This window comes from Streptomyces sp. SID5469 (genome assembly GCF_009862865.1).
Classification (GTDB): domain Bacteria; phylum Actinomycetota; class Actinomycetes; order Streptomycetales; family Streptomycetaceae; genus Streptomyces; species Streptomyces avermitilis.
The window spans coordinates 4,862,501-4,883,753 of record NZ_WWIN01000001.1 but is presented as its reverse complement, the minus strand read 5'-3'; the positions used below and the strand labels follow the sequence as shown (position 1 = coordinate 4,883,753).

Genomic DNA, 21,253 nt, shown 5'->3' with positions numbered 1-21,253 from the left:
GTGCGGGCGGCCTGGAGTACGCCCTTCGGCGGCCCCGGCGCCCGGCTGTGTGAGACTGCGCCCATGATTCGCGCCGCCACTTCCGCCGACATCCCCGTCATTCACGCCATGATCCGCGAGCTGGCCGAGTACGAGAAGGTGCCGGACGAGGCGCGGGCGGACGAACCGCAGCTCGCGGAGGCGCTGTTCGGGGAGCGGCCGGCCGCGTTCGCGCACATCGCCGAGGACCGGGGGCTGCCGGTCGGCTTCGCGCTGTGGTTCCTGAACTTCTCCACCTGGCGCGGGGTGCACGGGATCTACCTGGAGGACCTGTACGTACGGCCCGAGGCCCGCGGCGGCGGCCACGGCAAGGCGCTGCTGACCGAACTGGCCCGGATCTGCGTCGAGCGCGGGTACGAGCGCCTGGAGTGGGCCGTTCTGAACTGGAACAAGCCGTCGATCGACTTCTACGAGGCGCTGGGTGCGCGTGCGCAGGACGAGTGGACGGTGTACCGGCTGACGGACGGGGCGCTGACCGCCCTGGGGGCACGCGCCTGAGGCGGGATCACCGGACGGTCACTCGGCGGATCATCCGGCGGGTCACTCGACGGATCATCCGGCGGATCATGCGCCAGATCACCCCACCGACTCGGGTACGGGGGTGTCGGACGGGGTGTGCCGCGGGGGCTTCGTCGTGACCATCAGGCCGGCCGCCAGGCCCGCCAGGAGCATGACGCCCGCCGCGCACCAGATGGCCACCGTGTAGCCGTGGACGATGCCTTCGCGTATGACCAGTTCCTTGCGGGCGGGGTCGCGCAGATGGGCCGCGATGTAGGCGGTGCTGGTGGTGGTGGCGATGGTGTTCAGCAGGGCCGTACCGATCGAACCGCCCACCTGCTGGGCCGTGTTCACGGTCGCGGAGGTCACACCCGAGTCCTGCGGGGCGACGCCTGCGGTGGCGGTGGCGAAGACCGGCATGAAGGTGAGGCCCATGCCCAGGCCGATCAGGATCAGAGCGGGCAGGAGTTCGCTCGCGTACGGCGAGTGCACGGTGATCCGGGTCAGGACCAGCATGCCGCCCGCGGCCAGGACCGTGCCGGGGACCATGAGCAGGCGCGGGGCCACGTGGCTCATCAGGCGGGCCGAGATCTGGGTCGAGCCGATGATGATCGCGACCGTCAGGGGCAGGAAGGCCAGGCCCGTCTTCAGGGGGGAGTAGCCGAGGACGACCTGGAGGTAGTAGGTCAGGAACAGGAACATGCCGAACAAGCCGATGACGGCGAGGGCCATGGTCAGGAAGCAGCCCGCGCGGTTGCGGTCCTTGACGATGTGCAGCGGCAGCAGCGGCTGCGGCGCCCTGGTCTGCCACCACACGAACACGGCGAGAAGGACGATGCCCACGGCGAACAGGGCCAGCACCCGGGGGTCCGTCCAGCCGCGCGGCTCCGCCTCGCTGAACCCGTAGACGATCGCGACGAGCCCGCCGCAGCCGAGCAGCGCACCGGGGACGTCGAGACGGGCGCCCGCGTGCCGCGGCTGTTCGTGCAGGAGGGCGAACGCGCCGCAGACGGCGATGACTGCGATGGGGATGTTGACGTACAGGCACCAGCGCCAGTTCAGGTACTCGGTGAGCAGTCCGCCCGCGATGAAGCCGATCGCGCTGCCGCTGCCGGCCAGTGCGCTGTAGATGCCGAAGGCCTTTCCGCGCTCCTTCGGGTCGGTGAAGGTGGTGGTGAGGAGCGAGAGGGCCGAGGGGGCGAGTACGGCGGCGAAGGCGCCCTGGAGGGCGCGGGCGCCGAACAGCATCCCGGATGTGGTGGCCGCGCCGCCCAGCGCGGAGGCGGCGGCGAAGCCGATCAGCCCGATGATGAACGTGCGCTTGCGGCCCACCAGGTCGGCGATGCGGCCGCCGAGCAGAAGCAGTCCGCCGAAGGCCAGTGTGTAGGCGGTGATGACCCACTGCCGGTTGCCGTCGGACATGCCCAGCGCGCGCTGGGCGGAGGGGAGCGCGATGTTCACGATCGTCGCGTCCAGGACCACCATCAGCTGTGCGAGGGCGATGACCACCAGGCTCCACCAGCGGCGGGGGTCGGGGTCCAGGACGTAGGTGGATTCACCTGTTCGGGTGACATTCACCTGCTCAGAACAGCATGAATCGGTAGGTATCGCATCCCGTCCGTCATCGGGTGTGTGTGTCGTGCCTGGTGTCGGGTGTGTGTCGTGCCTGGTCATGGCTTACCGGGTGTCTGTCGTGCCTGGTCATGGCTCGAGCACCACTTTTCCGACGGTCCGCCGGCTCTCCAGGGCCCGGTGCGCGGCTGCCGCCTCGGCGAGCGGGAAGCGCTGGACGGCCGGGGTCAGCCGGCCCGCCGCGGCCTCGGCGAGGGCGCGCAGTTCCAGGGCGCGCAGGGGGTGGGGGCCGCCCGCCCGGCGCAGCATCACGGGGCCGAGGACCTGTTCGGAGACGATCCCCCGGTCCTTGTCGTCGACGAGCAGCGGCTGCCCGTTCTGGATGCCTTCGCCGGACCATCCGAAGACGAGGTGCCTGCCGCCGGGGCCGAGGAGCCCGACGGCCGTGCGGGCCGTGTCCCCGCCCACGCCGTCGAAGACGACGGTGGCCCTGCCGCGGTACTGCGCGAGCCGCTCCGGCCAGTCGGGGTCCCGGTAGTCGACGGCGAGGTCGGCACCGTTGTCGCGTACCCGCGCCACCTTCTGCGGGCCGCCGGCCAGGCCGATCACCGTGGCGCCCGCGGACTTGGCGTACTGCACGAGAAGGGTGCCGATACCGCCGGCGGCGGCCGGGACGACGGCCACGGAGTCCGGGCCCAGCTCGGCGAACTGGAGGATCCCGAGCGCCGTACGGCCCGTTCCGATCATGGCGACGGCCTGGGCGAAGTCGAGGTTCCGCGGGATCTCGTGGAGGCGGTCGGCATCGGTGACGGCGAGTTCGGCGTAGCCGCCGGGGGCGAAGCCGAGGTGGGCGACGACGCGCTTGCCGAGCCGGTCGCCCGGGACGCCCGCGCCGAGGGACTCGACGGTGCCGGCGACCTCGCGGCCGGGAATCGTGGGCAGCGGGGTGGGCTCGGGGGCCGGGCCCCGTACGCCTTCGCGCAGGGCCGCGTCCAGGAGGTGTACGCCGGCGGCGGCGACGGCGATACGGACCTGGCCGGGGCCCGGCTCGGGGTCCTCGACCTTCTCGTACGCGAGGTTCTCGGCCGGGCCGAAGGCGTGGAGGCGGACGGCGTGCATGGGCGGGCTCCCTCTGTGGGTTCCTGATGAGCAGGTGAGCCCAGCGTTCAACCTCAAGCTTGCTTGAGGTCAAGTGTGTGCCGGCCCAGCGCCAGGGACACGGCGGTGAGGGCGCTGTTGAAGGAGACCTCCGAGAGCACGCCGGGGGCCGCGACCTGGTCGCCCGCCAGATAGACGCCGTCGCCGCGGTCGACGGCGGGCCGGTCGCGCCAGCTGGTGCCGGGCAGGTCCACGGCTCCCGTACGGCCCTGCGCGACCGCCTCCCGCCGCCAGGTCACGCGCTCGCGCCAGCCGGCGAAGGCGAGGTCCAGCAACTGCTCGGCGCGCGCGACGCCATCGGCGCGGGACTCGTGGGGCGCGATCGGGATCTGCCCCTGGAGGAGCTGTTCACCGGCGGGTGCGAGGGAGCGGTCCTGGGCCGTGCGGCGCTCGATCCAGCCGGGCGCGTCCAGGTCGGAGACGGCGAACGCGTCGCCGCGCCGGGTGCGTACGGCCAGGTCGACGAGGGCGGTACGGCCGCTGTCCCAGGCCAGTGAGTCGTCCCCCAGGAGGCGCCGGGCGGCGTCGAGCGAGGTCGCGACGACGACCGGGCCCCGGTTCTCCGGGATCGTGTCGACGCGGGCGAGGGTCTCCATCCGGACGCCGAGGTTCCAGGCCCGCGCCGCCATCCGGTCGATGACGCTCGCCCAGCCGCCGCGCGGGTGGTGCGCCTCCGGCGGCAGCTTGGCGGTGCGGCGCAGGCGTTCCTGGACGAAGGCGGCGGAGAGGGAGCCGGGGTCGTGGTGGAAGAGGGAGATGGCGGCGTGGTTCGCGGCGGCGCGGGCGCCTTCCTCGCCCGCCTGTTCGGTGGCCCAGGTCATGAAGTCGACGTCGGCCGGCGCCTGTCGGGCGGTACGGCGCAGGAGCTTGAGCATCGCGAAGGGCGGGGTGCGGCGCAGGACGCCCTTGTGGCGGAGCCTGAGGCGGGCCGCCTCCAGGGGCGGAACGGGGGCGAGCGGGCCGATCAGGTCGCGCTGCCTGAGCCAGGTCCAGTGCGGGCCGCAGCTGTAGAGGGCGTGCGGGCCCTCGTTGGTCCGGTACGGGCCCTGCGCGGTGCGGGCCCGGCCGCCGAGGGTGTGGTGGGCCTCGTACACGGTGACCTTGGCGCCGGCCTCGGCGGCGGTGACCGCCGCGGTGAGTCCGGCGAGGCCGCCGCCGACGACGGTGAGGGTGATGCGCTGCATGGGTGGGGTCTCCCTGCGGGTCGGGGGCTCCTGTCCTCAGTACGACCGAGGGAGAGGGGCGGAATGTGACAGGGAGGGGTGAACACGCAGGTCGGGGCGATTGTCAGTGGGGGCGTGCAGGATGAGGGCATGGTGCGGAAAGCGGCGGGCGCCGCGGTGAGGGGCACGGCGGTGAGGGGCACGGCGGCGACGGGCAAGGCGGTCAGGGGCAAGGTGGTCAAGGGCGCGCGGCGGCCGGAGGTGCGGTTGCCGGTGCTCGAGTCGTACGCGGGCGGCGAGTTGGAGCCCGACGGGGACTACGACGGGCTGGAGTTCAGGGACGCGGACTTCGCCGGGCAGGACGGCGGGGGCGCGCGGTTCATGGACTGCGCGCTGACGGGGTGCGCCGTGGACGAGACGCGGCTGCCTCACGCGCGCGTACTGGACTCCGTGCTGACGGGGCTGCGCGGTGTGGGCACCGACCTCGCGGAGGCGACGCTGCGTGACGTGGAGCTGGTGGACGCCCGGTTGGGCGGCGTTCAGCTGCACGGTGCCGTGCTGGAGCGGGTCCTGGTGCGCGGCGGCAAGATCGACTACCTGAATCTCCGCACGGCACGGCTCAAGGACGTCGTGTTCGAGGGCTGTGTCCTGGTGGAGCCGGACTTCGGGGGCGCCCGGCTGGACCGGGTGGAGTTCGTGGACTGCGTGCTGAAGGGAGCCGATTTCCACGCGGCGACACTGACCGACGTGGACCTGCGCCGGGCGGCCGAGCTGGGGATCGCGCGCGGGGTGGACCGGCTGGCGGGGGCGGTGATCAGTCCGACGCAGCTGATGGACCTGGCGCCGGTGCTGGCGGCGGAGCTGGGGGTGAAGGTGGCCGCGGCGGGGGCGTAGCGAGGGGGTGTGGCGGGGAACGGGGTGGGCGGTCCCGGGCCAGGGGGCTAGCTCACTCTCGGAAAGCGGGCCTCGAGGGCCCAGATCGCCGGGTTCTCGCGGAGCGCCTCGTGCAGGTCGGTGAGGTCGGCGAGCAGGTCGTGCAGGAAGTCGCGGGCCTCGCGGCGCAGTTCGGCGTGGGAGAAGGTGAGCGGGGGCTCGTCGCCGGGCATCCAGTCGGCCTCGATGTCCACCCAGCCGAAGCGGCGCTCGAAGAGCATGCGGTCGGTGGACTCGGTGAAGTCGAGTTCGGCGTGCTGGGGGCGGGAGGCCCGGCTGCCGCGCGGATCCCGGTCGAGCTGCTCGACGATGTCGCACAGCGCCCACGCGAAGTCGAGCACCGGCACCCATCCCCAGGCTGTGGACAGCTCCCGGTCCGACTTGGTGTCGGCGAGGTAGACGTCACCGCAGAAGAGGTCGTGCCGCAGCGCGTGGACGTCCGCGCGGCGGTAGTCGGTCTGCGGGGGGTCGGGGAAGCGGTTGGAGAGGGCGTAACCGATGTCGAGCACGTAGGTGATGGTGTCACGCCCCTGCGGCGGCGCCGTCCGCCGCGGGACCCGCCGGCACCGGGCCTCGTAAAATCGCTGCGTGCCCCGATCTGCCGCCGCCGTGCCCTCTGCCCTGGCCCTTTCCCTGGTCCTGGCCCTCACCGCCTGCGACGGCGGGGTGCAGGGCACCCCCGGCGGCTCCGGGCTGCGCGACCCGTACTTCGCGAAGATGGGCAACGGCGGCTATGACGTCACCCACTACGACCTGACCCTCGCCTACGACCCCGGGCGCCGCCACCTCACCGGAACGGCCGTGATCACGGCGCGGGCGAAGCAGGACCTGACCGCGTTCGCCCTCGACCTCGACGGGCTGGACGTCGGCGGCGTCACCGTCGAGGGCCGCCCGGCGCGCTGGAACCGCACCGGGCAGGAACTGACCGTGCGCCCGCACGACGACCTCGACAAGGGCGAGACGTTCCGCACGACGGTCCGTTACTCGGGCACTCCGGTGACGATCACCGACCCGGACGGCTCGAAGGAGGGCTGGCTGAAGACGGCCGACGGCGCGCTCGGGCTCGGTGAGCCGACCGGTTCGATGGCGTGGTTCCCCGGCAACCACCACCCCTCCGACAAGGCGTCGTACGACATCGAGGTCACCGTCCCGAAGGGCCTGCGGGCCGTCTCCAACGGTGAGCTGACGCGCGAGACGACGAGCGGGGACCGTACGACGTTCGCGTGGCATACGCCCGAACCGATGGCGAGTTACGTCGCCACGGTCGCGATCGGCCACTACGACGTCCGGCGTTCGACGACGAAGAGCGGGCTGCCGGTGTACGTGGCGGTCGACCCGACGCAGGCGAAGGCGAGCGCGAAGGTGCTGGCGAAGCTCCCGGAGATCATGGAGTGGGAGGAGAACAACTTCGGCCCGTACCCCTTCTCCTCCACCGGCGCGATCGTGGACCGCGAGAACGACGCGGGCTATGCGCTGGAGACACAGAACCGGCCGGTCTTCCCGGGCGCGCCCGACACCGGGACCCTGGTGCATGAGCTGGCGCACCAGTGGTACGGCGACTCGGTGACGCCGAAGTCGTGGCGGGACATGTGGCTCAACGAGGGCTTCGCGACGTACGCGGAGTGGCTGTGGCAGGAGGACCACGGTGGTGAAACGGCCCAGGAGACCTTCGACGCGCTCTACCGGGGCGACGGGGGCGGGGACGGGGCCGCCGACAAGGCGCGCTGGGCGTTTCCGCCGGGCAAGCCCCCCGGTGCCGCCCACATCTCCGACAGGCCGGTGTATGAGCGGGGCGCGATGGTCATTCACAAGATCCGCGAGACGGTCGGCGACGACACGTTCTACGACATCATCCAGGGCTGGGCCGCCACCCACCGCCACGGCAACGCGGACACGGCCGACTTCACGACGTACGTGGAGAAGAAGGCACCCGGCAAGGACTTCAGCGCGATCTGGGACGAATGGCTGTACGGGGAGGGCAAGCCGGCGAAGCCCTGAGCGGCCCCCGCGGCACAGGTGCGATCCCGTAGGGCAGGCCCTAGTGAGCTGGTTCGGAGATGCGTGAGCAGTAACGGCAGATCCGGTCGAGGATCTGGTCGGCGGTCTTGGTCCACTTGAACGGCCGGGCCTCCTCGTTCCAGACCTTGATCCATTCCTCAAGCGCGGCCTTAAGGCTGTCCAGCGAGCAGAACACTCCGCGCTCCAGGCAGCGCCGCTCTAATTCGGCGAACCACCGCTCGACCTGATTGATCCACGACGAGTACGTGGGGGTGAAATGCAGGCGGAACCGGGGATGCGCGAGCAGCCACTTGTGCACCACCGGTGCCTTGTGGGCGGAGAGGTTGTCGCAGATCACGTGGACCGCCAGGCCGGGCTCGGTCTGGCGGTCGATCTCGTCGAGGAAGTCCCGGAAGTCCACGGCCCGGTGCTGCGCGGACAGCTTCGTGATCACCCTGCCCGTCGCGGTGTTCAGGGCGGCGAACAGATCGACCGTGCCATGCCGGACGTAGTCGAAGCTGCGCCGCTCGGGCACTCCGGGCAGCATCGGCAGCACCGGTGCCGTCCGTTCCAGAGCCTGGATCTGCGGCTTCTCGTCCACCGCGAACACCGCAGCGTTGGCCGGCGGGGCGAGGTAGAGGCCGACGACATCACGGATCTTGTCGATCAGAAGCGGGTCCGGAGAGATCTTGAAGGTCTCGGTCCGCCATGGCTGCAAGCCGAAGGCGTGCCAGATCCGCAGCACGCTCGCCGGGGAGATCCCCACGGTCCTGGCCAGCTCCCGCTTCGACCAGTGCGTCGCGCCCTCGGGGGTCTCCTCCAGCGTGCGCACCACCACCTCCTCCACCTGGGCATCGGTGATGGTGCGCGGCACCCCCGGGCGCGGCTCGTCGGCCAGCCCGTCCAACCGGTCGCGCAGGAATCTCGCCCGCCACTTGGTCACCGTGCCCCGGTTGACGCCCATCCGCGCGGCCACCCGCGGTGTTACTGCCGCCGTCCGCGCAGGCCAGCACAATCCGTGCCCGTAACGCCAGGCCCTGAGCAGTCGTCCGGCGCCGGGCCCATCCCTGCAACATCCGCCGCTCGGCATCGGATAACACCAGCGGCGCAAGCCTGCTGTCGCCCATCCCCACAGCAGACCGCAAACCACCAGCCCCGTCACCGACCAAGCCCCGATCCGAAACGGAACACGACTCAAGTGGCGACGGCAGAACTCAAAACCAGCTCACTAGTCCAACTCGGCCAGCAGCCGCGGGAGATGGGGCGGCCAGAGGGCCTCGGGCGAGTCGGCCAGCTCCTGCGGGGTCCACCAGCGCCAGCCGAGGATTCCGTCCTCGGCGTGCGCGGCACCGACCTGGTCGCCGACCGGGTCCCGGCGCGGCCCGCGCGCCACGTAGACGTGCTCGAGCTGGCGCACGGGAACCCCGGCCCGGGTGAAGTCGTGTTCCCACGTGCACAGCGGGGGCCCCGGCTCCAGGTCGGTCCACCCGGTCTCCTCGCGCAGCTCCCGCAGAGCGCCCTCACGTGCGCTCTCCCCTGGGTCGAGTCCGCCGCCGGGCAGGGCCCAGTGGACGCCCACCTCTTCGTTGTCGTACCGGAAGAGGAAGACCGCGCCGCCCGGATCGAGCACGGCGACGCGTGCCGCCCGGCGCGGGGTGCGTGGCGTCGCGCTCGGCAGCGGCTTGCGCAGCACGGCGCACGGCCGGCCCCGTTGGCGGTCCGTGCGGTGGTCGACGACCTCGTAGCCAAGGGCGGTCCAGAAGGCGAGGCCGCCCGGGTTGTCGTCGTGGACGGCGAGGCGTACGGCGGTCCGGCCGGCGGCCCGAAACCGCTCCTCGACGCGGGCCGCCAGCTCCCGCCCGTACCCCCTGCGCTGCTCCTCCACAGCCACGAGCAGCAGGCCGATCCAGGGGTCCGGGTCGGCGGGGTCGGGGTGGTGCGCGAGGGTGATCACCACCCCGACGAGCCGCCCGGCACTGCGCGCGAGCAGCACCTCCACGTCCGGGTTCGCCAGCTCGTCGGCGAGCGCTGCCGCGACCTGCTCGGGCCGGATGTCGTCCGGATCGGGGAAGTCGCCGCTCAGGGCGTGGAACTCGCGGTGGGCGGCGTAGAGGGCGGTGAGTTCGGTGAGGAGGGGGGCCGGGATGTCGTGGTCCGGGGTGAGAGGGAGGGCATCGAGGCGCATGCGGGGCAGGCTAGCCGCCGCTACCGCTCCGCAGCTCGAACCAGACGTGCTTACGGCCGTAGGGGCGCGCCGTGGCGACACCCCACGCCTGCGCCAGGGCCTGCACGAGGAGTAATCCTCTCCCGCCCTCCCCGTCCCAGGCGGGGGCGAGCGGCTCCAGGTGCGCGGCCGGACTGTCGTCGTACACCGCGACCCGTACGCCGTCGCTCAGCACGGCCGTCTCCATGTCGATGGTGGGCGAGGCGGTGTGGAGTACGGCGTTGGTGACGAGCTCGGAGACGAGGGTGCGAGCGGTGTCGGCGAGACCGGGGGCGTGGCCGTTCGTGGCGAGGAGTATGGCGACGGTGTCGCGGCAGATCTTGGGGGTGAGGGGGGAGTTGGGGGTGGTGAGGTGGTAGGTCCCCGGGGTGATGAGGGTGGCGTTCATGGCTTTCAACTCCTGGTTGCTGTCGGGGGGTTGCGCGGTGGGCCACCGTGGCTCGGGCACCGGTGGGTGACTGCTCTGCGGGTTCACTGGCGTGCCGCGCGTTGCGTTCGAAGGTAGTGGCATGATTGCCACGGGGCAAGGTTGTCCGTGAGGTTCACCCGAGTGAGTGGACCCGTGGCGCGTGACCCGGCAGACTCGGATGCCGAAGGGGAAGGAACCATGCCGCCAAGAGACATTCCAACCGCCCGACAGGCCCGATTGGGCGCTGAGCTGCGGAAGTTGCGTGAGCTCGCAGGGAAGACGGCCCGTGAGGCGGCCGGCCTGCTCTCGACCGACCAGGCCAAGATCAGCCACATAGAGGCGGGCCGCATCGGCATCAGCGAGGAACGGATCCGGCGGCTGGCGGTGTTCTACGCCTGCGACGACCGGGATCTGATCGAGGCGCTGTGCGCCATCGCTCGCGAGTCACGCGGCCAGGGCTGGTGGGACGAGTACCGAGGAGTGCTCGCGCCCGGGTTCCTGGACATCGGTGAACTGGAGAACCACGCAACGTACTTGCGCACAGTCGCGGTGATGACCGTGCCCGGCATCCTCCAGACCGAGGACTACATTCGGGCGATCCACCGAAGCGCTACGCCACCACTTCCGGCCGAGGAAGTGGACGCACGTGTGGAGTTTCGGTTGAAACGCCGGAGCATCTTCGATCGGGATACTCCGCCCCCGTTCCGAGTCATCGTTCACGAAGCGGCGCTGCGTATGCGCTTCGGCGGCCGCAAGGTCGCCAAGGGGCAGCTTGAATATCTGCTCGAAGCATCTGAGTGGCCGACAGTGACAGTGCGAGTCATCCCGTTCACCTGCGAGGATTTCGTCGAGGCGACGTATCCGCTGCTGTACGCGGGGGGAGTTGTGCCGCAACTCGACACGGTTCAGATGGACAGTCCTGTGGGTGGCGTCTTCATCACTGCGGCCGCCCAACTCAAGAGGTACGTGGGGATGCTCGACACCGCCGAGCGGTCGTCGCTGAGCGAGTTGGAGTCCGCGCAGCTCATCCACCGGATCGCAAGAGAACTATGAGAGGTCCAGGCATGCCCACGCAGTGGCAGAAGTCATCCTTCTCGGGGATCGACGCCGAAAACTGCATCGAACTCGCTGACGCCGAACCCCACCTCCTCCTCCGCGAGAGCGACGCCCCCGGCGACGTAATCGCCCTGGCCCCTGGGGGATTGCTGGCCCTGATACGTCACTGCAAAAGCAGGCGGTAGAGGCTCGCCGTCAGAGGGCGCTCAGCTCCGCCTCTTGTCAGTGACGGCGGGGTCGGCGGAGAACGCCGGCCCAGTTCCGGTGAGGGCCGCGGACAAACGGCACGGCCGCCTGTCCGGGAAGATCTCCCCGGGCAGGCGGCCGTTGCTTGTTCAGCGTGCCGCAGGCGGACGTCAGACGTTGACGCCGAAGTCCTGGGCGATGCCCACCAGGCCCGAGGCGTAGCCCTGGCCGACCGCGCGGAACTTCCACTCCGCGCCGTTGCGGTACAGCTCGCCGAAGACCATCGCCGTCTCCGTCGCCGCGTCCTCCGACAGGTCGTAGCGGGCGATCTCCGCGCCGCCGGCCTGGTTGACGATGCGGATGTACGCGTTGCGGACCTGGCCGAAGTTCTGCGAGCGGTTCTCGGCGTCGTAGATGGAGACCGGGAAGACGATCTTGTCGACGTCGGCGGGGAGGCCCGCCAGGTTGACGTTGATCGCCTCGTCGTCGCCCGCGCCCTCGCCCGTGCGGTTGTCGCCGGTGTGAACGATGGTCTGGTCCGGGGTCTGCTTGTTGTTGAAGAAGACGAAGTGGGCGTCCGAGTAGACCTTGCCCGTGGGGTTGACCGCGATGGCCGAGGCGTCGAGGTCGAAGTCGGTACCCGTGGTGGTGCGGACGTCCCAGCCGAGGCCCACGGTGACGGCGGTCAGGCCCGGAGCCTCCTTGGTGAGCGAGACGTTGCCACCCTTGGACAGGCTTACAGCCATTGTTGGGAGTCCCTTCCCTCGTTGCGTACGTGCGCTGTGCCCGTACGTATGGGCTTCGTACGGCCACGAAGCTACAGCTACCCCTATGAACGCCGAGGGGGGTACCTGAGGTTCCGGGTCTCTTTACTTTCTTTGCCAAGGGCCCGTGCGAAAACCTGGTGACGTGAACCGGACATACGCGCGACCATGGACCCATGTCCGGTCCCTACGTCATCCGCGGCTCCGTCTCCCTGCCCGAGGCCGAGCTCATGTGGCGTTTCTCGCGGTCTTCCGGGCCCGGTGGGCAGCACGTCAACACCAGCGACTCGCAGGTCGAGCTGCGCTTCGACCTCGCGAAGACCGAGGCGCTCCCGCCGGTGTGGAAGGAGCGGGCCCTCGCCAAGCTGGCCGGGCGGCTCGTCGACGGAGTCATCAGCGTCCGCGCCTCCGAACACCGGTCGCAGTGGCGCAACCGGGAGACGGCGGCCGTACGGCTCGCCTCCCTGCTGGCCGAGGCGTCCGCGCCGCCGCCGAAGCCCCGGCGGGCGACCCGCATTCCGCGCGGCATCAATGAGCGGCGTTTGCGCGAGAAAAAGCAGCGCTCCGACACCAAGCGCGGACGCACGGGTCGCGACTGGGGATAGCGCCCACCGACGCTCACCGAGAAGTGAGGAGGCGGGGCCGGCCCACGCACCGGTCGCCCTGCCCCAAGCACCGATTACTCCTGGCGCCGATCCCGGCGCCGAATACGCCCGGCGCCGATTACGCCCGGCACTACGCCCAGCGCCGATTGCGCCCGGCGTCGATTGCTCCGGGTGCCGATTACTCCAAGTGCCGGTACCGTCCCCGGAAATGCACCAGCGGTCCGCCGTCCGCGCCCGGTACGTCCGCCGTCAGAACGCGGCCGATGACGAGCGTGTGGTCGCCGGCCGCCACCCGCTGTTCCGTGCGGCACTCCAGGGTCGCCAGGGCGCCGCCCACCAGGAGTGCCCCGGCGGCCTCCCCGCGGACGTACGGGATGTCCTGGAACAGCAGACGGTCGCTGATGCGGCCCTTCATCGCGAAGCGGCCCGCGATGTGCCGCTGGTTGTCGGAGAGCACGGAGACGGCCCACAGGGGCTGTTCGGCGAGCAGGTCGTCCATGCGGGAGCCCTCGCGCAGGCTGACCATGACCAGCGGCGGGTCCAAGGACACGGACACGAACGCGGTCGCCGTCATGCCGATGTCCTCGCCGCCCGGGCCGTCCGGATCCAGCGCGGGCTCGTGCGCGGTCACCAGGACCACACCCGCGGCCAGCCGGGACATGGCGGCGCGGAACTCGTCGTTGCTCACCCCCTCAGCATGCACGGGAGGGGCGGCGGGTACGGCGGCGGGAGGTAGGGCAGGGGGAGTGTTCAGCACGCCGAAACGCTAGTCTCCGGCGCCGAGGACCACATCGGACCAAGGCCCGATCCGAGTCGTAGTACCGGGTCCTAGGACCGTCGTAGTACCGGCGTGGTACCGGGTCCCAGGACCCAGGTCATCATGTGCGAACGGAAACGTATGAACGCTTATGGTCACAGGGTCTGCACAGAGACCTGAATTGTGTTCAGTAAACGCACAAGGGAAACGCAGAAACTCTACTCAAATGTTCATCTTCTTCTGTGACTTGAGTCACAGGTGCCATATTTTGTTGACCCTGTGTACCGAGTGGGGAGCGCGCTGTGATTCAGTGGCGGGGACGCTGAGAGAACCGTAGAACGCAGAAGTACGCGAGAAGTACGCCGAAGAGTCCCTGGAGTTGCTGCGAGGTCTCGAGGGGAGGGCGAATGGAGACCGAGTCGGAGCCGTACGTCCGCCTTACGACCCTGCGGCAGCTGCATCAGGTCATGGCGGACATGAACACCGCGCGGAGCCTGGCGGACACGCTGCAGACCGTCGCCGACGGCGTGGTCAACGGCCTCGGCTACGAGCTGGCCTGTGTCAACCTCGTACGCCCGGACGGCGACCTCGTGGTCGCCGCCTTCGCCGGCAACTCCGCCGCCGAGGCACTGATCACCGGCCGCGTCGGCTCCCGCGTCTCCTGGGACCGCCGCCTCGACATGGGTGAGGCCTGGGGCGACCTGCGGTTCATACCGCATACCGAGGGCTGGGTCCTCGACGAGGACGACGTACCGCAGTGGTACACCGACGGCCCCGAGCCCCGCTTCGAGGACGAGTGGCACCCCTCCGACCGGCTCTTCGCGCCGATGTACACCCCCGGCGTCCAGGGCGCCTCGTGCGGCGAGCTGATCGGCGTGCTCTCCGTCGACCGGCCGCGCAACGGCCGCAAGCCCGGCGCGTGGGGGCGCGAGGCTCTCCAGATGTACGCGTTCCAGGCCGCGATCGCGATCAGCAACGCCCGTCTCAGAGCGAACATGCAGCGCGCCCTGGTCCGGCTGGAGCGCGAGCAGCAGGCCCTGCGCGCCAGCGAGGAGTCGTTCCGGCAGGCCTTCGAGTACGCGCCCTCCGGCATGGCCATCGCCGAGATGGGCGGCGACCAGCACGGGCGAATACTGCGCACCAACGACGCCCTGTGCCGCCTCCTGGGCCGCCCCGCCTCGGCGATGCGCCGCTACTCGTTCTCCGACCTCGTCCACCCCGAGGACATCGGCACCCTGCTGCGCACCTCCGCCGAGGGCGGCCGGGCCGAGCTGCGGCTCGGGCGGCGCGACGGCACCTACGTCTGGGTGTCCCTGCGCAACTCGGTCGTCGCGGACGCCGCCGACGGTCCGCGCTTCCTGCTCACGCACGTCGAGGACATCGAGGAGCGCAAGCGCCGCGAGCTCCAGCTCGCCCACCGCGCCTCCCACGACTCCCTCACCGGGCTGCCGAACTCCGCCGAGCTGCGCTCCCGCCTCTCCGCCCGCCTGTGCCGGCGCCCGCAGTCCGCGGAGCTGGGCGCCGTCGAGTCCCTCGACGCGGCCTACGCGCACGGCCAGTACACGACGGAGCACCCGGCGGCGTACGACACGAGCGGACACGGAGAGCAGCCGGGGCACGGACACGGGTTCGACTTCACCCAGGGGCCGGGGCCGTACGACGCCTTCGACCACCACGTCCACACCGTCGCCCCCGAGGGGCAGACCGACGACGGGACCAAGGGGCTCGCGGTCCTCTTCTGCGACCTCGACGGCTTCAAGTCGATCAACGACCGCTTCGGGCACAACGCCGGCGACGCCGTGCTGATCGAGGTCGCCAGACGGCTGAGCGGGGCGGTACGGGACGGGGACACGGTCGCCCGGCTCGGCGGCGACGAGTTCGTAGTCCTCGCCGACGGGCTCGGCCGGGCCGATGCCCAGGACCTCGCGGTGCGGCTGCGCAACGAGATCATCCAGCCGGTCCGGGTCGACGGCCGCACGATGCGCGTCGGCGCCAGCTTCGGCATCGGATGGGCACACTGCGGCATGACGGCGGACGAGGTATTGAAATCCGCTGACGAGCGGATGTACGTGGAGAAACGGTCTCGTCCCAAACAGCATCGACGTGCGGGGTAAGTACCAGGTCAGTGGGTTGATGAGGTGAAGGCCACCTGTTTGACCCCCTGGGAGCGGGTAGGCTCGCCATTCATCCACGCACCCATCTGAACCCGCACCGCTGAGGAGTACCAAGGGATGACGCCCGGCAACAACGGCGCGAGCACGCCCGAGGACGACGACCCGTTCGGCTATCTCTACGCCGATGGTCAGGCCAACGGAGCCACCCCGCCCAGCGGTGGTGGCGGTTACGGCTACCCGGGTTCGGTGAACCGGGTGCGGGCGGTGGGTGAGCGGCAGTACGGCCAGCAGAACGCCACCGCCGCGTACGGCCAGGTCCCGCAGCAGGGGACCTACGGGCAGCAGCAGCCGGGGTACGGCCAGCCCAACGCGCACTACGCGGCGCCCGAGACCGTGCCCGGCGGCGCGGTCACCTCCCGGCAGGCGCCGGTGGGCGGCGGGCGGGGCCGGGGCCCCAACACCAAGGGGCTGCTGATCGGCGCGATCGCCGTGGTCGCCGCCGTGGTGATCGGCATCACCGTCGTCATGGTCGGCGGCGACTCGGACGACGACAAGAACGGCAGCGAGGCGGGCTCGACCCCCACGGCCGCCCAGAGCGCGGAGCCGAGCAAGTCGGCCGGCCAGAAGTCGCCGGAGGCCGGCAAGCTGCCCACCATCGACGCCAAGGCGCTGAAGCTGGACGGCGGCGCGACGACCGCGTCGGACGTCGAGGGCGCCAAGGCCGACGGCGGGATCTACGTGTCGGGTCTCAGCACCGTCGGCGCCCAGGTCACCTGGACCGTCAACGGCATCCCCAAGGACGGCCTCTACACCGTCTTCGCGCGTTACAACGTCGTCGGCGAGAACCAGTCGATGACCGTCACGGTCAACAACAAGACGTTCGGCAGCAAGCTGAACCTGGGCAACTTCACGGGCGCCACCGACCCCGCGAAGGGCTGGATGAAGACCTACGCGTGGCCCACGCTCACCAAGGGCACCAACACGATCTCGATCTCCTGCCAGGACGGCGACAAGTGCAACATCCTCCTGGACCAGCTGTGGCTGAAGGCAGGCAAGGTCAAGGACTAGTCCGCCGCAGGAGGCCGGGCCACGGCCCGGCCGGCGGTTCCAGCGGTCCGTTGGTTCCGGCGGTCCGGCGGTTCTACGCCGCGGTGGCGTCCCCCGTCACCGCGACCCGGTCCAGGAGCTCCTCGTACGTCCGGCGGTCGAACTCGCCCGCCACCGGGGACAGCACCGTCGCCGCGGACAGGGCCACCGCCCGGGCCAGGCGCCGGGGCCACGGCAGCTGGTCCACCAGGCCCGACAGCAGGCCCGCGACCACCGAGTCGCCCGCCCCCGTCGGATTGCCCCGGACCCGGTGCGGCGGGGTGGCCCGCCAGTGGCCCTCCGCGTTCACGGCCAGCAGGCCCTCGGCACCCAGCGAAGCCACCACCGTGTTCGCCCCGCGACGTCGGGCGTCGCGCGTGGCCTGCCACGGCTCGTGCGAGCCGGTGAGTTCGGCCAGCTCCTCGGCGTTCGGTTTGACGATGTCGGGCCGCGCCGCCACCCCGCGCCGCAGCGGTTCGCCGCTGGTGTCCAGGAGTACGGGCACCGCCTGCGCGCGTGCGGCGCGGACCAGACCGGCGTACGCCCCCACCGGCACCCCCGGCGGCAGACTGCCGCACAGGGCCACCGCCGAGGCGGACCGCAGCAGTTCCCCGTACGCCTCCTGGAAGGCGGCCCACTCGGCGGGCGTCACGGTCGGCCCCGGCTCGTTGAGCTGAGTCGTGTCACCGGTCGTCTCGTCGACCACCGCTATCGTGCGCCGGGTCGCGCCGCCGACCGGCACGAGCGCGTCCACCACCCCCGGCGTGTGCGCGAGCTGCTCCCGCAGGGCGCGGCCCGTCGCCCCGCCCGTGAAACCCGTCACCGTCACCTCGTGGCCGAGGGCGGCCAGCACGCGGGCCACGTTCAGGCCCTTGCCGCCGGGCCGTTCGGCCATCTCGGTCACCCGGTGCGAGGCGTGCGGCGTCAACGCCCGTACGCGATAGGTGATGTCGAGAGCGGTGTTCAGCGTGACCGTGAGGATCACCGGCCGACCTCCCTCGAAGTTCGTCTGCGCAGCCGTTTCTCAGGATGCGCCTGTCGGCAGCGGTTGCGGAGGCTCGATCATGCCAAAGGAGACGGCGGTCGGCCCAGTCCCCCGGCCGACCGCCGCATTCAACCAGTGGATGAATCACCCCAGTTGGGGATCGACCACCCATTCGCCCTTGCGCATCACGCCCTTGAGCGTGAACTCCGCGTCAAGAACCACCAGGTCGGCGTCCTTGCCGGGCTCCAGCGAGCCCACCTGGTCGTACACGCCGAGCAGCCTGGCCGGGTTGGCGGACAGGGCCGCCACCGCGTCCTCGACCGGCAGCCCGTCGACGGTGACCGCCCGCTTGAGGGCGCGGTCCAGCGTGAGCGTCGAGCCCGCGATCGAACCGCCCTCCATCAGCCGCGCCACGCCCTCACTGACCTCGACCTCCAGCGGGCCGAGCAGATAGCGGCCGTCGCCGAAGCCCGCCGCGTCCATCGCGTCCGTGATGAACGCGACCCGGCCGGCGCCCGCGTGATGGAACGCCAGCTGGAGGGCGGCCGGGTGCAGATGCGTACCGTCGTTGATCAGCTCGACCGTGATCCGCTCGTCCTCCAGGAGGGCGGCGATCGGGCCCGGCGTGCGGTGGCCGAGCGCGGGCATCGCGTTGAACAGGTGCGTGGCGACCGTCGCACCCGCGTCGATGGCCTCCACCGTCTGCTCGTACGTCGCGTCCGTGTGCCCGATCGCGGCGATCACCCCGTGCTCGGCCAGCAGGCGTACGGAGTCGATGCCGCCCGGCAGTTCGGTGGCCAGCGTGACCATCTTCGCCCTGCCGCGCGCCGCGTCGATCAGCTTGCGGACCTCGGCCGGGTCCGGGTCGCGCAGCAGTTCCTCGGAGTGGGCGCCCTTGCGGCACGGCGAGATGAACGGGCCCTCGAAGTGGATGCCGGCGATGTCGCCCTGCTCGGCCAGCTCGGAGAGCAGCCCCGCGCGCTGGGCCAGCACGTCCATCTCGCCGGTGACGGTGGAGGCGACGACGGTGGTGGTGCCGTGCAGGCGGTGGGTGTGGACGCCCCGGAGAACCTCCTCGGCGGTGCCCGAGGTGAAGGACGCGCCGCCGCCGCCGTGGTTGTGCAGATCGACGAAGCCCGGGACCAGCCAGTGGCCGGACAGGTCCACGACCGGGGCGTCCTCGGAGGAGGCGCCCGCGATGCGCGTTCCCTCGACGATCACCCGGCCGCCGTCCACGATCCCCGTGGGCAGCACCACCCGGGCACCGGCGAGCACGTTGCTAGTGGCCATCAGGCGGTTACCTCCGGAGAGTCATGGGTCGAGAGCAGGTCCCAGGCGAGCAGCCCGGCGCCGAGACATCCGGCCGTGTCCCCGAGGGCCGCGGGGACGAGGGCCGGCAGCTTCTGGAAGGTGACGCGGCGTTCCATGGCCGCGCGCAGCGGTGTGAACAAGGTTTCCCCCGCCTCGGCGAGCCCGCCACCGATGATCAGGGTGCGCGGGTCCAGGAGGGTGAGCGCGGTGACCAGCCCGTCGGCGAGCGCGTCCACGGCCCGGCGCCAGACCCGTACGGCGCGCTCGTCGCCCGACTCCACGGCCTGCGCGCAGCTCGCCGCGTCCGCGTCCGGGTTCCCGGAGGCCTGTGCCCAGGCCTGGCTGACCGCCGCGGCGGAGGCGTACCGCTCCAGGCAGCCGTACTGCCCGCACGGACAGGGAGTCCCCCCGGGGCGTACGACGATGTGGCCGATCTCGCCCGCGAAGCCGTGCGCGCCCGCCTCCACCGTGCCGTCGATGCCGATGGCGCCCGCGATGCCGGTGCCCAGCGCCACGAACAGGAAGCGGTCGGTGCCCCGGCCCGCGCCGATCCGGCCCTCGGCGAGACCGCCGGTGCGCACGTCGTGGCCGAGGGCGACCGGGACGCCGTGCAGCCGTTCGCCGAGGAGCTTGCGCATGGGTACGTCGCTCCAGCCGAGGTTCGCCGCGTAGACGGCGAGGCCGCGGCCGGCGTCGACGATGCCGGGGACGGCGACGCCGGCGGCGGCCGCGGGTTCGCCGAGATGACGCTCGCCGTACGCGCGCAGTTCGGCCGCGAAGCCGAGGACGGTGTCGACCACGGCGTCCGGACCGCGCTCCCGCCCGGTCGCCCGGCGGGCCTGGTGCAGCAGCTCGCCCGAGGCCCCGACCAGGGCGGCCTTCATCCCGGTGCCGCCCACATCGAGGGCGATGACATGTCTCACGGGGACAGTGTGGCGCGTAGACCCGGAAGAGGTCTAGTCCACTTACGTGGTGTAGACCTTATAGCTGATTTGTATCGGCATGTGAGACACCAGGGTTTGGGGCAAGAGCAAGTGCAGCGGCGTACGACAGGTTTGATCGCGGTGTTGTCGGCACTGGGTATGACAGCGACACTCGCGGGCTGCGGCAGCTCGGAGGACTCCGGCGACGTGACCCTGAAGCTGGTGGCCGCGGATTACGGCGACTCGTCGGCGAACAGCTCCCAGAAGTACTGGGACACGCTGGTCAAGGAGTACGAGGCGAAGCACCCCGGCATCAAGGTCGAGGTCAGCGTCTACTCGTGGAACGACGTCGACCGCAAGGTCAAGGAGATGGTCGCGGCCGGCAAGGCGCCCGACATGGCGCAGATCGGGGCGTACGCGGACTACGCGGCCGCCGGCAAGCTGTACACCGCCGACGACGTGCTCTCCATCCCCGTCCAGGCCGACTTCGTCTCGGAACTGAGCACCGCCGGGCAGCTGAACCGGGTGCAGTACGGCATGCCGTTCGCGGCGTCCACGCGCCTGCTCTTCTACAACAAGAAGCTCTTCGCCCAGGCGGGCATCACCGGCGCGCCGAAGACCTGGGACGAGCTGGCCGCCGACGCGAAGGCGCTCAAGGCGGCCGGCGTCAAGACCCCGTACGCGCTGCCGCTCGGGCCGGAAGAGGCGCAGGCCGAGACGATGCAGTGGCTGCTGAGCGGCGGCGACGGCTATCTGAGCAGTGTCGGCACCTACAACCTCGACTCCGCGCAGAACGTCGCCACGTTCGCCTGGCTGAAGGACGAGCTGGTGGGGAAGGGCCTCACCGGCCCGACCGCGCCGGCGAAGCTGAACCGGGCGGCCGCGTTCGCCGCGTTCACGCGGGGCGAGGTCGGCATGCTGAGCGGCCATCCGACGCTGATGAAGATGGCCGCGAAGAAGGGCGTGAAGTTCGGCATGGTGCCGATGCCCGGGGTCGACAGCGGGCCCAAGGCCACGATGGGCGTCGCCGACTGGATGACGGCGTTCCGCAAGAACGGCCACAAGCAGCAGATCGGCGACTTCCTCGACTTCGTCTACAACGAGAAGAACGTGCTCGCCTTCTCCCACGAGTACGACCTGCTGCCGGTCACCAACTCGGCGTCGGAGGCGATGGCCGCGGACAAGGACGACGCCGACATGGGTCCCTTCCTGGAGGAACTCCCGACCTCCCAGCTGTACCCGGTCGGCAAGACGTCCTGGGCGAGCGTCAGTGCCGACATCAAGAAGCAGATCGGCAAGGCCGTGAGCCCGAGCGGCAACCCGGCGGCGATCCTGGGGCAGCTCCAGCGCACGGCGGACGCGGCGGACACGTCGGACATCGCGGAGTAGTCGGACACCGCGGAGTGGACGACCGCCGGAGCCCGGGCGCGGGCCCCGCCGCCGGGGGGCCTGTCGGTCCCGGCCGTTACCTT

Annotated in this window: 20 protein-coding genes and 1 pseudogene; 9 read left to right on the top strand and 12 right to left on the bottom strand. The window is 71.0% G+C overall.

The genetic code is table 11. The features are described 5' to 3' along the window. Window positions 1–63: 63 nt before the first annotated feature. A complete protein-coding gene (locus GTY58_RS20670; RefSeq protein ID WP_010985388.1) occupies window positions 64–537 on the top strand; it encodes a GNAT family N-acetyltransferase in 474 nt (157 codons plus the stop codon). Between the two features lie 78 nt (window positions 538–615). Here the strand turns inward: GTY58_RS20670 and GTY58_RS20665 are convergent, their stop codons facing one another. From GTY58_RS20665 to GTY58_RS20655, 3 genes are all read right to left on the bottom strand, one after another. Beyond that, a complete protein-coding gene (locus tag GTY58_RS20665; RefSeq protein ID WP_161271979.1) occupies window positions 616–2,046 on the bottom strand; it encodes an MFS transporter in 1,431 nt (476 codons plus the stop codon). Window positions 2,047–2,238: 192 nt separating this feature from the next. Further along, entirely contained in the window at window positions 2,239–3,228 is a 990-nt protein-coding gene (locus GTY58_RS20660; RefSeq protein ID WP_010985386.1) for a zinc-binding dehydrogenase, read from the bottom strand. A gap of 53 nt (window positions 3,229–3,281) precedes the next feature. After that, entirely contained in the window at window positions 3,282–4,451 is a 1,170-nt protein-coding gene (locus GTY58_RS20655) for an NAD(P)-binding protein (protein ID WP_010985385.1), read from the bottom strand. Between the two features lie 129 nt (window positions 4,452–4,580). Here GTY58_RS20655 and GTY58_RS20650 point away from each other — a divergent pair, with 129 nt between their 5' ends. Continuing rightward, window positions 4,581–5,324, top strand: coding sequence for a pentapeptide repeat-containing protein (locus GTY58_RS20650; RefSeq protein ID WP_078234398.1), 744 nt, complete (start codon window positions 4,581–4,583; stop codon window positions 5,322–5,324). A 47-nt stretch (window positions 5,325–5,371) separates the two neighbouring features. Here GTY58_RS20650 and GTY58_RS20645 read toward each other — a convergent pair whose 3' ends face one another. Then, on the bottom strand, window positions 5,372–5,872 hold the full coding sequence (locus GTY58_RS20645; RefSeq protein ID WP_010985383.1) for a hypothetical protein: 501 nt from the start codon (window positions 5,870–5,872) through the stop codon (window positions 5,372–5,374). 79 nt (window positions 5,873–5,951) lie between these two features. Here GTY58_RS20645 and GTY58_RS20640 point away from each other — a divergent pair, with 79 nt between their 5' ends. Next, complete coding sequence (locus GTY58_RS20640; protein ID WP_010985382.1) at window positions 5,952–7,361, top strand: M1 family metallopeptidase; 1,410 nt, start codon at window positions 5,952–5,954, stop codon at window positions 7,359–7,361. Between the two features lie 40 nt (window positions 7,362–7,401). Here GTY58_RS20640 and GTY58_RS20635 read toward each other — a convergent pair. The 3 genes and pseudogenes from GTY58_RS20635 to GTY58_RS20625 form a co-directional block, all read right to left on the bottom strand. Then, a pseudogene (locus tag GTY58_RS20635) lies at window positions 7,402–8,488 on the bottom strand (IS630 family transposase). Window positions 8,489–8,589: 101 nt separating this feature from the next. Next, the gene (locus tag GTY58_RS20630) at window positions 8,590–9,546 is read right to left on the bottom strand and encodes a bifunctional GNAT family N-acetyltransferase/NUDIX hydrolase (protein WP_010985380.1); all 957 of its coding nucleotides are present in this window, start codon (window positions 9,544–9,546) and stop codon (window positions 8,590–8,592) included. Window positions 9,547–9,556: 10 nt separating this feature from the next. Next, entirely contained in the window at window positions 9,557–9,973 is a 417-nt protein-coding gene (locus tag GTY58_RS20625) for an ATP-binding protein (protein ID WP_010985379.1), read from the bottom strand. A 219-nt stretch (window positions 9,974–10,192) separates the two neighbouring features. Between GTY58_RS20625 and GTY58_RS20620 the strand changes: the two genes are divergently transcribed. Together GTY58_RS20620 and GTY58_RS20615 are read left to right on the top strand one after the other, a co-directional pair. Beyond that, a complete protein-coding gene (locus tag GTY58_RS20620; protein WP_010985378.1) occupies window positions 10,193–11,047 on the top strand; it encodes a helix-turn-helix transcriptional regulator in 855 nt (284 codons plus the stop codon). Then, window positions 11,044–11,235 carry a DUF397 domain-containing protein gene (locus GTY58_RS20615; RefSeq protein ID WP_037644672.1) on the top strand — a complete coding sequence of 64 codons (192 nt, stop codon included), beginning with the start codon at window positions 11,044–11,046 and terminating at the stop codon, window positions 11,233–11,235. Before GTY58_RS20620 ends, GTY58_RS20615 begins: the two co-directional genes overlap by 4 nt. Before the next feature lie 171 nt (window positions 11,236–11,406). On the opposite strand, the gene GTY58_RS20610 is transcribed toward GTY58_RS20615, so the two are convergent. Then, complete coding sequence (locus GTY58_RS20610; protein ID WP_010985377.1) at window positions 11,407–11,982, bottom strand: TerD family protein; 576 nt, start codon at window positions 11,980–11,982, stop codon at window positions 11,407–11,409. A gap of 194 nt (window positions 11,983–12,176) precedes the next feature. On the opposite strand from GTY58_RS20610, the gene arfB reads away from it, so the two are divergent. Next, window positions 12,177–12,605 (top strand): alternative ribosome rescue aminoacyl-tRNA hydrolase ArfB, encoded by a 429-nt coding sequence (arfB, locus tag GTY58_RS20605; protein WP_010985376.1) that lies wholly within the window; start codon window positions 12,177–12,179, stop codon window positions 12,603–12,605. A 178-nt stretch (window positions 12,606–12,783) separates the two neighbouring features. Here arfB and GTY58_RS20600 read toward each other — a convergent pair whose 3' ends face one another. Continuing rightward, complete coding sequence (locus GTY58_RS20600) at window positions 12,784–13,362, bottom strand: flavin reductase family protein (RefSeq protein ID WP_010985375.1); 579 nt, start codon at window positions 13,360–13,362, stop codon at window positions 12,784–12,786. A gap of 407 nt (window positions 13,363–13,769) precedes the next feature. Here GTY58_RS20600 and cdgB point away from each other — a divergent pair, with 407 nt between their 5' ends. Together cdgB and GTY58_RS20590 are read left to right on the top strand one after the other, a co-directional pair. Next, window positions 13,770–15,476: a diguanylate cyclase CdgB gene (gene cdgB, locus GTY58_RS20595; RefSeq protein WP_010985374.1), complete on the top strand. Its 1,707-nt coding sequence runs from the start codon at window positions 13,770–13,772 to the stop codon at window positions 15,474–15,476. A 117-nt stretch (window positions 15,477–15,593) separates the two neighbouring features. Then, window positions 15,594–16,544: a hypothetical protein gene (locus GTY58_RS20590; RefSeq protein WP_010985373.1), complete on the top strand. Its 951-nt coding sequence runs from the start codon at window positions 15,594–15,596 to the stop codon at window positions 16,542–16,544. Between the two features lie 73 nt (window positions 16,545–16,617). On the opposite strand, the gene GTY58_RS20585 is transcribed toward GTY58_RS20590, so the two are convergent. From GTY58_RS20585 to GTY58_RS20575, 3 genes are all read right to left on the bottom strand, one after another. Next, window positions 16,618–17,547 carry a 1-phosphofructokinase family hexose kinase gene (locus GTY58_RS20585; RefSeq protein ID WP_010985372.1) on the bottom strand — a complete coding sequence of 310 codons (930 nt, stop codon included), beginning with the start codon at window positions 17,545–17,547 and terminating at the stop codon, window positions 16,618–16,620. A 144-nt stretch (window positions 17,548–17,691) separates the two neighbouring features. Continuing rightward, on the bottom strand, window positions 17,692–18,837 hold the full coding sequence (gene nagA / locus GTY58_RS20580; protein ID WP_010985371.1) for an N-acetylglucosamine-6-phosphate deacetylase: 1,146 nt from the start codon (window positions 18,835–18,837) through the stop codon (window positions 17,692–17,694). Beyond that, complete coding sequence (locus GTY58_RS20575) at window positions 18,837–19,781, bottom strand: ROK family protein (protein WP_037644674.1); 945 nt, start codon at window positions 19,779–19,781, stop codon at window positions 18,837–18,839. Before GTY58_RS20575 ends, nagA begins: the two co-directional genes overlap by 1 nt. 159 nt (window positions 19,782–19,940) lie before the next feature. Between GTY58_RS20575 and GTY58_RS20570 the strand changes: the two genes are divergently transcribed. After that, complete coding sequence (locus tag GTY58_RS20570; protein WP_042493327.1) at window positions 19,941–21,170, top strand: extracellular solute-binding protein; 1,230 nt, start codon at window positions 19,941–19,943, stop codon at window positions 21,168–21,170. Window positions 21,171–21,253: the final 83 nt, after the last annotated feature.

Coding starts and splice junctions, on each gene's coding strand:
- arfB (WP_010985376.1), top strand. CDS start 12,177: ATGTCCGGTCCCTACGTCATCCGCGGCTCCGTCTCCCTGCCCGAGGCC.
- GTY58_RS20660 (WP_010985386.1), bottom strand. CDS start 3,228: ATGCACGCCGTCCGCCTCCACGCCTTCGGCCCGGCCGAGAACCTCGCG.
- GTY58_RS20570 (WP_042493327.1), top strand. CDS start 19,941: ATGACAGCGACACTCGCGGGCTGCGGCAGCTCGGAGGACTCCGGCGAC.
- GTY58_RS20670 (WP_010985388.1), top strand. CDS start 64: ATGATTCGCGCCGCCACTTCCGCCGACATCCCCGTCATTCACGCCATG.
- GTY58_RS20615 (WP_037644672.1), top strand. CDS start 11,044: ATGAGAGGTCCAGGCATGCCCACGCAGTGGCAGAAGTCATCCTTCTCG.
- nagA (WP_010985371.1), bottom strand. CDS start 18,837: ATGGCCACTAGCAACGTGCTCGCCGGTGCCCGGGTGGTGCTGCCCACG.
- GTY58_RS20590 (WP_010985373.1), top strand. CDS start 15,594: ATGACGCCCGGCAACAACGGCGCGAGCACGCCCGAGGACGACGACCCG.
- GTY58_RS20650 (WP_078234398.1), top strand. CDS start 4,581: ATGGTGCGGAAAGCGGCGGGCGCCGCGGTGAGGGGCACGGCGGTGAGG.
- GTY58_RS20610 (WP_010985377.1), bottom strand. CDS start 11,982: ATGGCTGTAAGCCTGTCCAAGGGTGGCAACGTCTCGCTCACCAAGGAG.
- GTY58_RS20620 (WP_010985378.1), top strand. CDS start 10,193: ATGCCGCCAAGAGACATTCCAACCGCCCGACAGGCCCGATTGGGCGCT.
- GTY58_RS20655 (WP_010985385.1), bottom strand. CDS start 4,451: ATGCAGCGCATCACCCTCACCGTCGTCGGCGGCGGCCTCGCCGGACTC.
- GTY58_RS20630 (WP_010985380.1), bottom strand. CDS start 9,546: ATGCGCCTCGATGCCCTCCCTCTCACCCCGGACCACGACATCCCGGCC.
- GTY58_RS20625 (WP_010985379.1), bottom strand. CDS start 9,973: ATGAACGCCACCCTCATCACCCCGGGGACCTACCACCTCACCACCCCC.
- cdgB (WP_010985374.1), top strand. CDS start 13,770: ATGGAGACCGAGTCGGAGCCGTACGTCCGCCTTACGACCCTGCGGCAG.